A 13952-nucleotide genomic window follows, 5' to 3' on the forward strand; every position below is an offset into this window, starting at 1 on the left:
TCGCCGTGGCGCAGCACGGTCCGTCGGCGCGTAGATCCCGGCCCATGGCGGCCGCAGGCCCCCAGAGCACCCTCGGCCCGGCTGACACCATCATCGAGTCGAGCTTCGGCGAGCGCGTTTCGCTCAGCGGCAGCCCGCTGTCGCGCTGGATGGGCTGGCGCCTGCGCATGCTGGTTCTCGCCGCGCTGATCGGCTGCCTCGGGCTCTTTCTCGTCACCCGCATGATGGCGGGGCTGCCCCGCATCGATGCCAGCTGGCGCCCCAATGCGCAAGGCCTGGTCGAGCTCGCGCGCGCTGCCGATCCGGCGCTGGCGCCGCTCGTCGGCCAGGTGCTTGTCGCGGCGCAAGCGGATGGTCGCACTGTCGAGGTCAGGGACGCGCTGACGCTGCAGCGATCCGCCCGCTGGGTGATCGACGACGAGATGCGGGCGCGGCACCACCTGATCCACGAAGACCTCGACAGCGTGCTCTCGCAGGCGACCGTGCGCTTGGCCTTCGCGGACGGCCGCAGCGTACTCGTACAACCGATGCCGCGCGGTTTTGCAGGGCTGCCGGCGATGTACTGGTTGCTGTGCGGGCTCGCGCTCCTGCTGTACCTCGTGGCCATGGTCGTCCTGATGGCCAAGCCCAACGGCCGCAACCTGCTCTACGCTGTGCTGTCGTTGAGCCAGGCAGGCAACCTGGTGTTCATCGCCATCGAGTCCACGCTCGATCTTGCGCTGCCGAACGCCTTCGCGCACCTCGATCTGCCGATGCGCGTGGGCTTCGACATGGTCACGGCCGCGGCCATCGTCAATGCTGCCTGCGTCCACCCGCGACGGTTGCCAGGTGGCACTGTCATCGCCATGGCTGCCTGGGCGGGCGCCATCGGTCTGACCTGGCTGGTGGGCACCGACAGGCTGCCGCACGGGTGGTGGTGGGTGCAGATCGCCGTGATGATCTACGGGCTGGTGATGGTGGGGCTGATGTCGTGGTCCTACGAGATTGAACCTCATCCCTTCGCCACCGTGTTGCGCCGATTCGGTTTGGTCACGCTCGGGACATGGCTGCTGCTCACGACCGCGCTTGCCGCTGCAGTGGCGAATCCGGGGGTGCACCAGAACATCGCCTCGGTAGGCTCGATGGTCTGGTACGTGTTCTTTGCTTCGCTGCTCTTGCTGGTGCCGTTCCTGTCTCGCTCACAGCAGATGATGCGCGAGTTCTCGATGCTCGCAGCTGTCAGCACCGTGGCGACCTCGCTGGATCTGCTCTTCGTCGCGGTCTTCTCACTCGGTCAGTTCGCTTCGCTGACGCTGGCACTGTTCGTCTCGCTGGCGGTGTACTCTGGGGCGCGGCAGTGGATCCTGAATCAGCTGCTGGGCAGCAGCATGCTGACGACCGAGCGCATGTTCGAGCAGCTCTATCGCATTGCCCGCGAGGTGGAAGCCCATCCCGAACGCACGCCCGGGCTGCTGACGCAATTGCTGCGCGAGCTGTTCGAGCCCATGGAGGCCGTGCTCGTGGAACGCAACGTGAGCGCCACCCGTGTGTCGGGCGACGGCTCTACGCTGATCGTCCCGGTTCCCGAGCTGGCGGGAGATGCCCTGCCGGCTGGCCGCTCCATCGTGATCCGTTTCGCCAATCGCGGGCGACGGTTGTTCACGCGCGAAGACGCGCGGCTGACCGACCGTGTCGTCGAACAGCTGCGGCGCGCCGTGGCTTTCGACAAGGCTGTCGAGCAAGGGCGAAGCGAAGAACGCGCGCGGCTCGCCCAGGACCTGCACGACGACATCGGCGCGCGCTTGCTCACGCTCATGTACAAGGCGCAGTCGCCCGAGATGGAAGAGTACGTGCGGCACACGCTGCAGGACCTGAAGACGCTGACCCGTGGCCTGGCGGCGCCGAACCATCGCCTGTCGCATGCCGCCGCCGAGTGGAAGGCCGACCTGGCGCAACGGCTGACGGCGGCCCATGTGCAACTCGGGTGGGCCTTCGAGTCGGATGAAGACATCCTCCTGTCCGTGGTGCAGTGGTCGGCGCTGACGCGAGTCTTGCGCGAACTGGTCAGCAATGCCATCGCGCACGCACGGGCGACATGCGTCGATGTCGAGTTCACGCTGCGCTCGGGCCGGCTCGAGCTGATCGTCGGCGACAACGGCGAAGGCCGCAATCCGCGCGCCTGGTCGCATGGCCTGGGGCTGGGAGGCGTGCGAAAGCGGGTCAAGCAGCTCGGCGGCGAGGTCGAATGGCGCGAACTGGAGCCGCGCGGCATCGTCTGCCAGGTGACCCTGCGGGACTTTTCGCCGCCGCCTTGAGCCGGCGCACTTCGCCATGAAAAAGCCGGGCACTGGGCCCGGCTGCTTCAAGATCTGGTGGGGTGGCTGATGGGACTCGAACCCACGACGACAGGAATCACAATCCTGGACTCTACCAACTGAGCTACAGCCACCGCAGAGCCGCAGATTATATCGGAGCCGGCGCCGCGCCTCAGCCGCCCGCCGCCGAACTGGCTGCCTTGGCCGCGGCCGGCGTGGTCTCCGCGCGGAAGCGTGTCTTCAGCGCTGCGAGGTAGGCCTGCCCTTCGGCATCGCCCCACGCTTGCCCGTACTGAGCCTGCAGGCGCTGCGGATCGCCAGCAGCCGGGTCTCGGCCCAGCACCTTGGCGATCTTGACCACCGCGTAGCCTTGCGCGGGGAGCTCAACCCCGACGAAGGCCGGCAGCTTGTCGCCCGGCGCACGCAGCGCCGCATCGACGACTTCACGCGCCACGTCGCGAGCCTGGCTGCGCGAGATGGTCACGGCGGCGCTGGGCATTGCCGTTTCCGGGGTCTTGCGCAGTTCAGCCAGGCGCGCCTCGCCTTCCTTGCGGGCCAGGTCGGCCGCCTGCTTCGCGGCGACCTTGTCGCGCACCATCGCCTTCACTTCGTCGAATGGCCGCTGATGCGCCGCGCTGTACTGCAACACGCGTCCAGAGGCCAGCTGGTTCGGCCCCACCTCGACAGCCTCTGTATTGCGCTTGTTCTTCAGCGCGTCGGTTCCGAACAAGGCCTCCAGGAACTTCGGGTTGGCCAGTGCGCCAGTGGCCCCTTGCGCCGGGCTGCGCTTGACGTTCGGCGCACTGCGCACGTCCAGCTTGAACTTGTCTGCCGCCGGCTTCAGGCTGTCGGCCTGCTCGTAGACCATGTTGGTGAAGTCGACCGCCGCAGCGGCGAATCGTGTCTGCGCCTGCTGCTTCTTGGCCTCGTCCTCGATCTCGGCACGGACCTGCTCGAAGGTCTTCTTCTCGCCGCCGCGCGCGCCGGTCACCTGGATGACGTGGTAACCGAAATCGCTCTCGACCACGCCACTGATCTCGCCCTGCTTGAGCCCGAAGGCCGCGTCCTCGAACGGCTTGACCATGGCGCCACGGCCGAAGTAGTCGAGGTCGCCGCCGCGCTGTGCCGAACCGGGATCGTCGCTGTGCTTGCGCGCCAGGTCGGGAAAGCTCGCCGGCGTCTTCTTCACTTCGGCCAGCAGGGATTCGGCCTTGGCCTTGGCCTTCTCGCGTTCGGCTGCCGGCGCACTCTTTTCGGCCTTCAGGAGAATGTGGCTGGCGCGGCGCTCTTCGGGCGTCGTGTAGCGCTTCTCGTTCTCGGCGTAGTACTTGCGAAGTTCGTCTTCGGAAACGCTGATGCCCTTCTTGATGGCATCGAGGTCGAGAACGAGGTACTCGATCGAAGCCTGTTCGGGCGCCTCGAACTGCGCTGCATTCTCGGGGGCCTTGTAGTAGGCCTGGAGGTCGGCCTCGCTGGGGCTGACCTTCGCCAGGTAGTCCTTCACGTCGAAGCGCTGCACCTGGATCTCGCGCTGCTGCAGCAGCGCGTCGAACGCCGCGCCGCTGGTGCCGGCCGTGCCGAAGGCGGTCGCGCTGACGCCTTGAAGCACCTGGCGCTGCGTCATGTCCTGGCGCATGCGTGCCTCGAACATTTCCGGGCTCATGCCCTGCGCCTGCAGCAGTGCCTTGTAGGCATCTTCGTCGAAAGTACCGTCGGGCTTCTTCAGCGAGGCGAGTTGAGGGATCGCCAGCAGTTCGCGCTTCAGCCGTTCGTTGCTCGTCATCAGGTGCAGCTTGTCGGCCGCGGTGATGAGCACGCGATCGCGCACCAGGCCGTCGAGCACCTGCTGCTTCATCTCCGGCGTGTCGAACAGCTTGGCGTCGATGCCGGGCATCTGCCGGCGCACGCGCTCCACCTGCTCGCGTTGTGCTGCGTCCCACTCGGCTTGCGTGATGTCGTGGCCATCGACCTTGGCCACCGGGGTGTTCTCGCCGCCGCTGAAGCGGCTGTATCCCTGGATACCGAAGAACACGAAGGACGGAAAGATCAAGAGCACCAGGATGAACTGCAACAGCCGGGTGTGCTTGCGGACGAAATCGAACATCGGGAGCCTCTATCGACGGCGGTGAAGTCCAGATGCAACAAAGGCGAACCTGGGTTCGCCTTGGTGTCTGGTGAGCTGCCGGGATTCTATCGCAGGCCTCTGGGGCCGACGTCACGGGCCCGAAGGGGCCTTTGGTGGGTGCTGAGGGGCTCGAACCCCCGACCTACGCCTTGTAAGGGCGCCGCTCTACCAACTGAGCTAAGCACCCGCAGCGTGCCGAGCACGCCCTCAGTTCAACGCGTCCTTGAGGGCCTTGCCCGGACGGAACTTCGGCACCTTGGCAGCCTTGATCTTGATCGTGGCGCCGGTGCGCGGATTGCGGCCACTGCGTGCGGCACGCTTGCCGACGCTGAACGTGCCGAAGCCGACCAGCGAGACGCTGTTGTTCTTCTTCAGCGTCGACTTCACGCCGCCGATCATGGCCTCCAGGGCGCGCGTGGCAGCTGCCTTGGAGATATCCGCCTGACGGGCGATGTGCTCGATCAATTCAGACTTGTTCACGGGTCTTCCCCCTCTCTAAAGGTTTCTCGAACGGAATTCGGTGGGTGTCTGGCGCGCGCTGTGTCTCGGTACGCCCGGCGCGGGTCATTACAAGCCGTGCCCCTGAGGCTGTCAAGGGCGGATCGGGATTCTATGCGCAATCATTTGCATCGCTGGCGCGGCGCGCAGACGTCGCCGTGCAGGTCTTCATCCCCTGTCGCGCACCACCATCGCCACGCCGCAGACGGTGAGCAGCATGCCCAGCATCATGAGCGGTGTGAAGGCCTCGCCAAAGAGCCACCACGCCATCGCTGCGGTGCAGGGCGGCACGAGGTACAGCAGGCTCGTGACCTGCGTCGCCGCACCGCGCTGGATCAGCAGGTACAGCAGCGAGCTGCCGCCGAGCGTGAGACCGAGCACCGACCAGGCCATCGCGCCGACCAACTCCGGCTGCCAGTCCATCACCTCCGGTTCCAGCAGCGCCAGCGGCAACGTGATGACCAGCGACGCGAGCAGCTGGACGGCGCTGGCGGCACGCACGTCGGCCACCCGTACGAATCGCTTCTGGTAGAGCGTGCCCGCGGTGATGCTGCACAACGCACCGACGGACAGGGCGAGGTTGAGCGCTGTCACCTCCCCCACCCCCAGCTTGCGCCAGACCACCAGCGCCAGCCCTGCAAGCCCCAGCACCAGGCCGGCCCACTGCTGAGGCGTCACCGATCGGCCGCTGCCTTGCGCGCGCGGTGCGGCCGTGGCGCTCAGCCAGATCGCGGTCAGCACGGGCTGCAGGCCGACGAGCAGCGACACCGTGCCAGCGCCGATGCCTGCCTTCACGGCCGACCAGACGCCGCCAAGGTAGCCGGCATGCATCAGCACACCCGACACCGCCAGGTGCAACCACTGTTCTCGCGGCGGCCAGGGCACGCGCGCGATGGCCATCCAGGCCACGAAGCAGGCCACCGACAGCGCGAATCGCAGCGCGAGGAAGCTCATGGGCGGCGCATGCGGCATGCCCAGGCGGGCGACCACAAAGCCGGTGCTCCAGATCAGCACGAAGACCCACGGCATCGCCCGCAGCAGCGGGCGCTGGTCGGCCAGCACCGTCAGCGCGCCTTGGCGCGGATTTCGGGCAGCGCCTTCTGCAGGTAGTAGACCATCGACCAGATGGTCAGCACGGCCGCCGCGAGGATCAGCAGCGTGCCCCACCAGTGCGTGTCGATCAGCCCGAACAGCCGGCCGTCGTAGAGCAGGAACGGAATGGCGACCATCTGCACGACGGTCTTGAGCTTGCCCAGCATGTGCACGGCCACGCTGCGCGACGCGCCGATCTGGGCCATCCACTCGCGCAGCGCCGAGATGGCGATCTCTCGGCCGATGATGACCAGCGCCACCAGCGCATGCAGGCGGTTCAGGTGCACCAGCACCAGCAGCGCGGCGCAGACGAGGAACTTGTCGGCCACCGGATCGAGGAAGGCGCCGAACGACGAGGTCATGTTCAGGCGGCGGGCGAGGTAGCCGTCGGCCCAGTCCGTCAGCGCGACGACCACGAACAGCACCGTGGCGAGCAGGTTCTGCGCGCCCGGTTCCATCTCGAGATAGAACACCCCGACGATCAGCGGGATCGCGACGATGCGTGCCCAGGTGAGCAGGGTCGGCAGGTTGAAGAACATCGGCCGATTGTGCCGAAGTTCTTCATGCCGGCCGATCCGTCACTCAAAGGACTACAGCTGCCCCTCTGTCAGGGTGTCGAGCTGGAACTTGCCGCTCTTGTCGAACAGCCATACGTCGGTGTACCTCGTCGTGCCCATTCGTGCCGGCGCCGGCAACGGCGAGGCCTTGCGGATCAGCTCGCGGATCTTCGCCGTGACTTCGGGTGCGTGAGTGGGCGCGCGGACCATGCGCACGTCGCGCACGTTGCCGTTGGCGTCGAGCTCGGTCTCGACCACGGCGACGGCATAGAGCAACGGCGGCAGCTTGCCCTTGTAGATGCTGTCGGGATAGGCCGCGTAGATGGCGCGCGCGCCGTCCTGGCGATAGGCCTTCTCGTTGGTGGCCTGAGAGACGTTCCGGTTCGCCGGCGGCACCGGTGCAGCCGCGGGGGCCGGCGCCCTGGCCACGGGTGCCGGTGTGGGGGGTGGGGCCGGCGGTGGGGTGGTACATCCGGCCAACCATGCCAGCGCCGCGATGGCGGCGCCGAGCTTCGGATCAATGCAACGCACGATAGATCTCCTCTGCAAGTTCTCTCGAAATTCCGTCCACGCTGGCCAGGTCCTCCACGCTCGCCTGGCCGACACCGCGCACGCCGCCGAAGCGCTGCAGCAGGCGCGCTCGCTTGCGCGGCCCGACCCCGGCGATCTCTTCCAGCCGGCTGCCGCCTGTTCGAACGCTGGCGCGCCGCGCGCGCATGCCGGTGATGGCGAATCGATGCGCCTCGTCGCGGATCTGCGCCACCAGCATCAACGCGGCCGAGTCGCGGCCCAGGTAGACCTTGGGGCGGCCGTCGGCGAACACCAATTCCTCCAGGCCGACCTTGCGCCCTTCGCCCTTCTCGACCCCGACGATCAGGCTGAGGTCCAGCCCCAGTTCCTCGAACACCTCGCGCGCCATGCTCACCTGGCCGCGCCCGCCATCCACCAGCACCAGGTCGGGCAGGCGGGCGGTGCCGGCACTCGCGGCCTCGGCCAACTTGGCATAGCGCCGAGTCAGCACCTGCCGCATCGCGGCGTAGTCGTCACCGCCGGTGATGCCCTCGATGTTGTAGCGGCGGTATTGCGCGTTCTGCATCCGGTGTTCTTCGAAGACCACGCACGATGCCTGGGTCGACTCGCCTGCAGTGTGGCTGATGTCGAAACACTCGATGCGAAAGGTGTCGAGATTCTCCACGGCAAGGTCGAGTGCGTCGACTAATGCACGCGTTCGGGCCTGTTGCGAGCCTTCCTCGGCGAGCAGTTGAGCGAGTTTGATGCGGGCGCCCTGGATGCACATGTCCAGCCAGGCGCGGCGTGGCTCCCGCGGCTGGTGCTGCGCAGACACCTTGACGCCCGACTGCATCGACAGCGCCTCGATGAGCGACTTGTCGACCGCGTGGCTGAGCACCAGCAGCGGCGGCACGCCGCCGTCGAGGTAGTGTTGTGCGATGAAGGCCTCGAGCACCTGAACCTCCGGCGAGGCGGATTGCCCGCCCTCATCGGATTCGTCGGCGAGCACCGTGGCGTCTTCGACATGCGCGGGGAAGTACGGGCGATCGCCGAGGTGCCGCCCGCCGCGCACCATGGCCAGGTTCACGCAGGCGCGGCCCCCTTCGACACGCACGGCGAGGATGTCGGCGTCCTTGGTGGTCACGCCCGTGTTGTCTTCCACGGCCTGGCGGTGCAGGACGCGCGACAGTGCGCCGATCTGGTCGCGGATCTCGGCCGCCTTCTCGAACTGCAGCGCGTCGGCGTGCGCCATCATCTGCACCTGCAGCGCATCCATCACCTCCTGCTCGCCGCCGAGCAGGAACTGTTCGGCATTCGCCACGTCGCGCGCGTAGTCGGCCGCGTCGATCAGCTTCACGCAGGGGCCCGAGCAGCGCTTGATCTGGTACAGCAGGCAGGGCCGAGTCCGGTTGGCGAAGACGGTGTCCTCGCAGGTGCGCAGCCGGAACACCTTCTGCAGCAACAGGATCGATTCCTTCACCGCCCAGGCGCTGGGGTACGGGCCGAAGTAGCGATGCCGCTGGTCGAGCGCACCGCGGTAGTAGGCCAGCCGCGGGAAGGCCGCCGAGCCCGACGTCGCGCCGCGCGTGCCGGTGATCTTCAGATAGGGGTAGCTCTTGTCGTCGCGGAACAGGATGTTGTAGCGCGGGACCAGCGTCTTGATGAGGTTGTTCTCGAGCAGCAGCGCCTCGGCCTCGGAGCGCACGACGGTGGTCTCCATGCGCTCGATCTTGCCCACCATGTGGCCGATGCGCGTGCCGCCGTGGTCCTTCTGGAAGTAGCTCGAGACGCGCTTCTTCAGGTCGCGCGCCTTGCCCACGTAGAGCACCGCGCCTTGCGCATCGAAGTAGCGGTAGACGCCGGGCAGGCCCGGCAAGGATGCGACTTCCTCACGCAGCCGTTGGAGCCTGGCGACGTCGTGTGCGTCAGTCGGCAAGGGGGTCGAGGAGTCCATCGGCCGCGATTATCGAGCCGGGATAATCGATTCGCATGAAATGGGATCTGTTCTGCCGCGTCGTCGACAACTTCGGCGACGTGGGCGTGTGCTGGCGACTCGCCGCCGACCTGGCCGCGCGCGGCGAACGTGTGCGCCTGTGGATCGACGATGCCTCGGCGTTGGCGTGGATGGCGCCGCAGGGCGCAAGCGGCGTCGAGGTGCGTGCCTGGCCACAGGGCGATGTCGATGTGGAACCCTTCGACGTGGTTGTCGAGACCTTCGGCTGCGACCCGCCCGCGCCTTTCGTCGCACGCATGGCGGCGAGGCGTCCGGCCCCGCTGTGGATCAACCTCGAGTACCTCAGCGCCGAGCCCTATGTCGAGCGCAGCCACGGCCTGCCCTCGCCGCAATCCAGCGGCCCCGGCGCGGGGTTGCTCAAGTGGTTCTTCTATCCCGGCTTCACGGCCTACACCGGCGGCCTGATCCGCGAACCTGGGCTGTTGCAGCGCAGGCAGGCCTTCGACGCCGCCGAATGGCTCAAGTCGCGCCGCATCGTGCGTCGACCGGGCGAGCGTGTGGTCAGCCTGTTCTGCTACGAGAACCCCGCCCTGCCCGCCTTGCTCGACGCGCTGGCCGGCGCACCGACCCTGCTGCTGGCCACCGTCGGACACGCCTCGCGCCAGGTGGCGGCGGAACTGGGCGCGTCGATGTCGCGAGGCACATTGCGTGCGGTCACGCTGCCCTACCTGACGCAGTTCGATTTCGATCACCTGCTGTGGTCGGCCGACCTGAACCTTGTGCGCGGCGAAGACTCCTTCGTGCGGGCGCAATGGGCGGGCCTGCCCTTCCTCTGGCATGCCTACCCGCAGCACGACGGCGCGCACCAGGCCAAGCTCGACGCTTTCCTCACTCGCCACCTGGAAGGCGCCTCGGTCGACTGGGCGCAGCGCTGCCGCGCCCTGTGGCTGGGCTGGAACGGTGCCAGCGGCGCCCTGCAACTGCCGCCCCTCGAGCCTTGGCGTGTGCATTGCCAAGCCTGGCGCGACAAGCTTGCGGCACATCAGGACCTCGGCACCCAGCTGCTGAGCTTCGCTCGCGAAAAGAGCTAAAATCGCGAGCTTTGCGTCATCCGGGGAACGGCCCGGCGGGCGCCGCCCTTACGCCGCCTGAGACAGCGCCTGATCCAGGCGCACCGCCATACGAAAGTCACCATGAAGATCGCACAGGAAATCCGCGCCGGCAACGTGATCATGCAGGGCAAGGACCCGATGGTCGTGCTCAAGACCGAATACAGCCGCGGTGGCCGCAATGCCGCCACCGTGCGCATGAAGCTCAAGAGCCTGCTCAACAACTCGGGCACCGAAGTCGTCTTCAAGGCCGACGACAAGATGGACCAGATCGTGCTGGACAAGAAGGAGTGCACCTACTCCTACTTCGCCGATCCGATGTACGTCTTCATGGACACCGAGTACAACCAGTTCGAGGTCGAGGCCGAGAACATGGGCGACGCCATCAGCTATCTCGAAGACGGCATGACCGTCGAGGTGGTGTTCTACGACGGCAAGGCCATCTCGGTCGAACTGCCCACCTCGGTCGTCCGCGAAGTGACCACCGAGCCGGCCGTCAAGGGCGACACCTCGGGCAAGGTCATGAAGCCGGCCAAGATCGCCACCGGCTTCGAGATCGCCGTGCCGCTGTTCGTCGAGAACGGCGACAAGATCGAGATCGACACGCGCACGCACGAGTACCGCAAGCGCGTGTAACGCCTATCGGCAAGACGCAAGACGGGCGCCCTTGGGCGCCCTTCTCTTTTGTGTTCCATTCGCCACCATGCCCTTCGATTTCGCCGCCGTCACTGCCCCGTTCCGCATGCAGCCCGGCCTGCGTGCCCTGGCGCCGGGTGTGGCCCAGCTGACAGCCAATTCGCCCGGCGATCGCGCCTTGCTCGAGAAGCTGGCGGTGCTCGGCAACCATGCCGAGCAGGCCCTGGTGGCCGCCGCGGGGTTCGACGCGGCACCTGCGCTGGCGGCGCTGTGCGAACACGCGGCTCGCGAGCATCCGCAGGCCTGGTGCTGGGATGGCCGCGAGCGGTACGAGGCCGTGCAACTCGGCTGGTCGCTGCAGGGCGATTCATTGCACGGCGACGGCCCGGCGGAGATCGGCCGCTGCCTGGCCGCGTTGCCCGCGCCATGGCGTGTGGCCGGCCTGCTGAGCCTGGCTTTCGCCGAAGACCTTGCCGTCATCGACGGGACGACCGGGCGCATCCCCTGGCTCGCGGTGTGCCTGCCCTCGCACTGGTCGCCGCAGGACAAGGTGGGCCGCCATTTCGCCGAGGTGCATGCGCCCGTGGCCGACAACAGGCTGCTCATCACCGCCAGTGACCACCTCGCGCGGCTGGTCACCGGCACGCAGCGCTGGGAGCGTTTCGTCTGGACGATCACGCCGCAGCCGCAGCTCGACATGCACCCGCTGCGCGTGGCCCAGCCCCGTTGGCCCGACACCGCCGATGCGGATGAGCTGGCGCGCGCGGCCACGTTCCGAACCGAGCGGCAGACCTTCATCCCGGTGCCCGGCGCAGGCCAGGCGGTCTTCACCATCCACGTCGAGAGCCGTCCGCTGGTGCAGGCAGTTGCCCATGCCGAGGTGGCGGCGTCGCTGCATTCCGCTCTGGCCAGCATGAGCGATGGGGTGTTGGCCTACCGGGGGCTCACCGGCGCGCGCGACCGACTGCTCGCCTGGCTCGCGGCACGCGCATGAAGACGGCGCCCATCGTTGCGGCGCGCATCGAACCCTCGGCCGAAGGGCTGCCCTATTCGCCCACCTTCGCTGACGTCTACCACCCGCGTGCGGGTGCGATGGAGCAGGCGCGCCATGTCTTTCTCGCCGGCAACGGCCTGCCTGGCCGCTGGGCTGGCCGAGACGACTTCGTCATCGCCGAAACCGGCTTCGGCCTGGGCAACAATTTCCTGGCCACCTGGGCTGCGTGGCGGGCCGATCCGCAACGCTGTGCGCGGCTGGACTTCCTTTCGGTCGAGTTGCACCCACCCACGCGGGACGAACTGGCGGCCTGGCCGCGCGAGATCGCGCTGGCGCCGCTGGCCGCCGAACTCGCCGCGCAATGGCCGGCCCTGACGCACAACCTGCATCGGCTGAGCTTCGACGAGGGTCGAGTGCGCCTGCACCTGGCCTTTGGCGACGTGGCTCGCTGGGTGCCGGAGTGGGTGGCCGGCGTCGAGGCCTTCTTCCTCGATGGCTTCGCGCCGGCACGCAACCCGCAGATGTGGGACCGGCGCCTGTTCAAGGCCATTGCGCGGCTGGCCGTGCCCGGCGCCACGGCGACCACCTGGTCGGCCGCGCGCAGCGTGCGCGAGGGGCTGCAGGCCGCGGGCTTCACGGTGAGCAAGGCACCGGGGCAAGGCGGCAAGCGCGACATCACGGTGGCGCGATTCGAGCCCGCGCCGTCGCGCCGTGGCGCACCGCCCGGGCGGCCGCACGCGCGTTCGACGGATTCGCGCGCGATTGTTGTCGGCGGCGGCCTGGCCGGCTGCGCGAGTGCCTGGGCACTGGCCGAACAGGGCTGGCGCACCACGGTCATCGATCGCCGCGACGAGCCCGCACTCGAAGGCTCGGGCAACCCGGCTGGCCTGTTCCACGGCGTGGTCATGCGCCATGACGGCACCCATGCGCGATGGTTGCGCGCGGCGGCGCTGGCCTTCGAGCCGATTGCCCGCGAGGCCGTGTCGGGGGGTGTGGCCGGGGCGGTCGACGGCCTGCTGCGCCTGGAGCCGCAAGCCGCGAGCGTCCAAGCCATGCAGGATGTCATCGAGCAACTGGGCCTGCCTGCGCAGTATGTGCAGGCGCTGGCGGCGGTGCAGGCCTCTCAGCGGGCCGGCCTCGCGCTCACGCACCCGGCCTGGTTCTACCCGGGCGGTGGATGGATCTCGCCGCGAGATCTGGCCGCGTGGTACCTGCGTCGCGCTGGCCCTCTGAGCGCGTGGCGCGGCCGGGTGGAGGTCGCCCAGGTGCGCCGGGTCGGCGATGAATGGCAGGTGCTCGATGCACAGGGCGAGGTCATCGACAGTGCCCCTGCCCTGGTGCTCGCCTCGGCCGGCGACACGCTGCGCTTGCTCGGCGCGCCCGCCTGGCCGATCGATCCGGTTCGCGGGCAGATCTCGATCGCGCCATTCGGTCGGATCATCCTGCCGAAGTTGCCGCTGGCCGGGGCCGGCTATGTGCTGCCGGCGCTGGCCGGTGCGGCGATCTTCGGTGCGACGGCGCAGCCAGGCGATCTCGACGCCGCGGTCCGCATGGAGGATCACCGCCTGAATCTCGAACGGCTCGCTCAACTCACCGGATGCCCGGACGAACTCGACGCTGCGTCCTTGAGTGGCCGCGTCGGCTGGCGCTGGACGGCCGGCGATCGATTGCCGGTCATCGGCGCCGTGCCCGATGCTGATCTGCCTGCCGTGGGATCGGCCGATCAGCCGCGCTTCATAGCGCGGCAACCTGGCCTGTTCGTGTTCACCGCGCTGGGTTCGCGGGGCATCGGCGTGTCGGCCCTGGGGGCGCGGCTGCTGGCCGCCTGGGTGAGCGGCGCACCGTCGCCGGTGGAGGCCAGCCTGATGGACGCCGTGGATCCGGCCCGCTTCGCGGCGCGCGATCAGCGCCGCGCCGGCCGCACGCTCAACCCGCTTCGGGGTTCGGCTGTGCCGGGCTGAGCTCGTCGCCGCCGCCCGATTCGCCTTCCGGCGATTGCCCGGGGCCGGTCTTGCGCTCGGCCTTCTCCTTGGCTTTTTCTTCCTTCTTCTTCTTCTTGGCCAGCTCGCGCTGGCGCTTCTCGTACGAGTAGTTGGGTTTGGCCATGCGCCATCCTTCCAGTGAACAAAAGGTGCCCACTGGCACCAGTTGCGAGGTTACGCGTTTTTCGGCGGCGCGAGCAG

The 13952-nt window shown here is 68.1% G+C and carries 12 protein-coding genes and 2 tRNA genes; 5 read left to right on the plus strand and 9 right to left on the minus strand.

The features are described 5' to 3' along the window. Positions 1 to 5: 5 nt before the first annotated feature. Positions 6 to 2294, plus strand: coding sequence for a sensor histidine kinase (locus HZ992_RS09575; protein ID WP_209386424.1), 2289 nt, complete (start codon positions 6 to 8; stop codon positions 2292 to 2294). Positions 2295 to 2352: 58 nt separating this feature from the next. On the opposite strand, the gene HZ992_RS09580 is transcribed toward HZ992_RS09575, so the two are convergent. The 8 genes from HZ992_RS09580 to uvrC all read right to left on the minus strand — a co-directional run bounded on the left by HZ992_RS09580 (position 2353) and on the right by uvrC (position 9030). After that, a tRNA-His gene (locus tag HZ992_RS09580) sits at positions 2353 to 2428 on the minus strand. Positions 2429 to 2466: 38 nt separating this feature from the next. Next, positions 2467 to 4398, minus strand: coding sequence for a SurA N-terminal domain-containing protein (locus HZ992_RS09585; RefSeq protein ID WP_209386425.1), 1932 nt, complete (start codon positions 4396 to 4398; stop codon positions 2467 to 2469). 132 nt (positions 4399 to 4530) lie between these two features. Then, positions 4531 to 4606 (minus strand) — tRNA-Val (locus HZ992_RS09590). Positions 4607 to 4626: 20 nt separating this feature from the next. Beyond that, positions 4627 to 4899 carry an HU family DNA-binding protein gene (locus tag HZ992_RS09595; protein ID WP_209386426.1) on the minus strand — a complete coding sequence of 91 codons (273 nt, stop codon included), beginning with the start codon at positions 4897 to 4899 and terminating at the stop codon, positions 4627 to 4629. Between the two features lie 186 nt (positions 4900 to 5085). Continuing rightward, positions 5086 to 5946 (minus strand): DMT family transporter, encoded by an 861-nt coding sequence (locus tag HZ992_RS09600; protein WP_209387110.1) that lies wholly within the window; start codon positions 5944 to 5946, stop codon positions 5086 to 5088. A gap of 35 nt (positions 5947 to 5981) precedes the next feature. Then, positions 5982 to 6548, minus strand: a complete 567-nt coding sequence (gene pgsA, locus HZ992_RS09605; protein ID WP_209386427.1) for a CDP-diacylglycerol--glycerol-3-phosphate 3-phosphatidyltransferase — start codon at positions 6546 to 6548, stop codon at positions 5982 to 5984. Between the two features lie 51 nt (positions 6549 to 6599). Beyond that, positions 6600 to 6995, minus strand: a complete 396-nt coding sequence (locus tag HZ992_RS09610; RefSeq protein ID WP_245213413.1) for an energy transducer TonB — start codon at positions 6993 to 6995, stop codon at positions 6600 to 6602. Between the two features lie 88 nt (positions 6996 to 7083). Further along, positions 7084 to 9030 carry an excinuclease ABC subunit UvrC gene (gene uvrC / locus HZ992_RS09615; protein ID WP_209386428.1) on the minus strand — a complete coding sequence of 649 codons (1947 nt, stop codon included), beginning with the start codon at positions 9028 to 9030 and terminating at the stop codon, positions 7084 to 7086. 35 nt (positions 9031 to 9065) lie between these two features. On the opposite strand from uvrC, the gene earP reads away from it, so the two are divergent. The 4 genes from earP to mnmC all read left to right on the plus strand — a co-directional run bounded on the left by earP (position 9066) and on the right by mnmC (position 13730). Beyond that, complete coding sequence (earP, locus tag HZ992_RS09620) at positions 9066 to 10121, plus strand: elongation factor P maturation arginine rhamnosyltransferase EarP (protein ID WP_209386429.1); 1056 nt, start codon at positions 9066 to 9068, stop codon at positions 10119 to 10121. A 102-nt stretch (positions 10122 to 10223) separates the two neighbouring features. Beyond that, the gene (gene efp / locus HZ992_RS09625; RefSeq protein WP_209386430.1) at positions 10224 to 10775 is read left to right on the plus strand and encodes an elongation factor P; all 552 of its coding nucleotides are present in this window, start codon (positions 10224 to 10226) and stop codon (positions 10773 to 10775) included. A gap of 67 nt (positions 10776 to 10842) precedes the next feature. Continuing rightward, on the plus strand, positions 10843 to 11769 hold the full coding sequence (locus HZ992_RS09630) for a heme-dependent oxidative N-demethylase subunit alpha family protein (RefSeq protein WP_209386431.1): 927 nt from the start codon (positions 10843 to 10845) through the stop codon (positions 11767 to 11769). Beyond that, entirely contained in the window at positions 11766 to 13730 is a 1965-nt protein-coding gene (gene mnmC / locus HZ992_RS09635) for a bifunctional tRNA (5-methylaminomethyl-2-thiouridine)(34)-methyltransferase MnmC2/FAD-dependent 5-carboxymethylaminomethyl-2-thiouridine(34) oxidoreductase MnmC1 (RefSeq protein WP_209386432.1), read from the plus strand. Before HZ992_RS09630 ends, mnmC begins: the two co-directional genes overlap by 4 nt. Here the strand turns inward: mnmC and HZ992_RS09640 are convergent. After that, entirely contained in the window at positions 13696 to 13875 is a 180-nt protein-coding gene (locus HZ992_RS09640; protein ID WP_209386433.1) for a hypothetical protein, read from the minus strand. The two genes, mnmC and HZ992_RS09640, sit on opposite strands and share 35 nt — an antisense overlap. Positions 13876 to 13952 lie beyond the last annotated feature (77 nt).

The sequence above is a fragment of the Rhizobacter sp. AJA081-3 genome, from assembly GCF_017795745.1.
Lineage (GTDB): Bacteria > Pseudomonadota > Gammaproteobacteria > Burkholderiales > Burkholderiaceae_C > Piscinibacter.

Coding starts and splice junctions, on each gene's coding strand:
- HZ992_RS09585 (WP_209386425.1), bottom strand. CDS start 4,398: ATGTTCGATTTCGTCCGCAAGCACACCCGGCTGTTGCAGTTCATCCTG.
- HZ992_RS09600 (WP_209387110.1), bottom strand. CDS start 5,946: ATGCCGTGGGTCTTCGTGCTGATCTGGAGCACCGGCTTTGTGGTCGCC.
- pgsA (WP_209386427.1), bottom strand. CDS start 6,548: ATGTTCTTCAACCTGCCGACCCTGCTCACCTGGGCACGCATCGTCGCG.
- uvrC (WP_209386428.1), bottom strand. CDS start 9,030: ATGGACTCCTCGACCCCCTTGCCGACTGACGCACACGACGTCGCCAGG.
- earP (WP_209386429.1), top strand. CDS start 9,066: ATGAAATGGGATCTGTTCTGCCGCGTCGTCGACAACTTCGGCGACGTG.
- efp (WP_209386430.1), top strand. CDS start 10,224: ATGAAGATCGCACAGGAAATCCGCGCCGGCAACGTGATCATGCAGGGC.
- HZ992_RS09630 (WP_209386431.1), top strand. CDS start 10,843: ATGCCCTTCGATTTCGCCGCCGTCACTGCCCCGTTCCGCATGCAGCCC.
- mnmC (WP_209386432.1), top strand. CDS start 11,766: ATGAAGACGGCGCCCATCGTTGCGGCGCGCATCGAACCCTCGGCCGAA.
- HZ992_RS09640 (WP_209386433.1), bottom strand. CDS start 13,875: ATGGCCAAACCCAACTACTCGTACGAGAAGCGCCAGCGCGAGCTGGCC.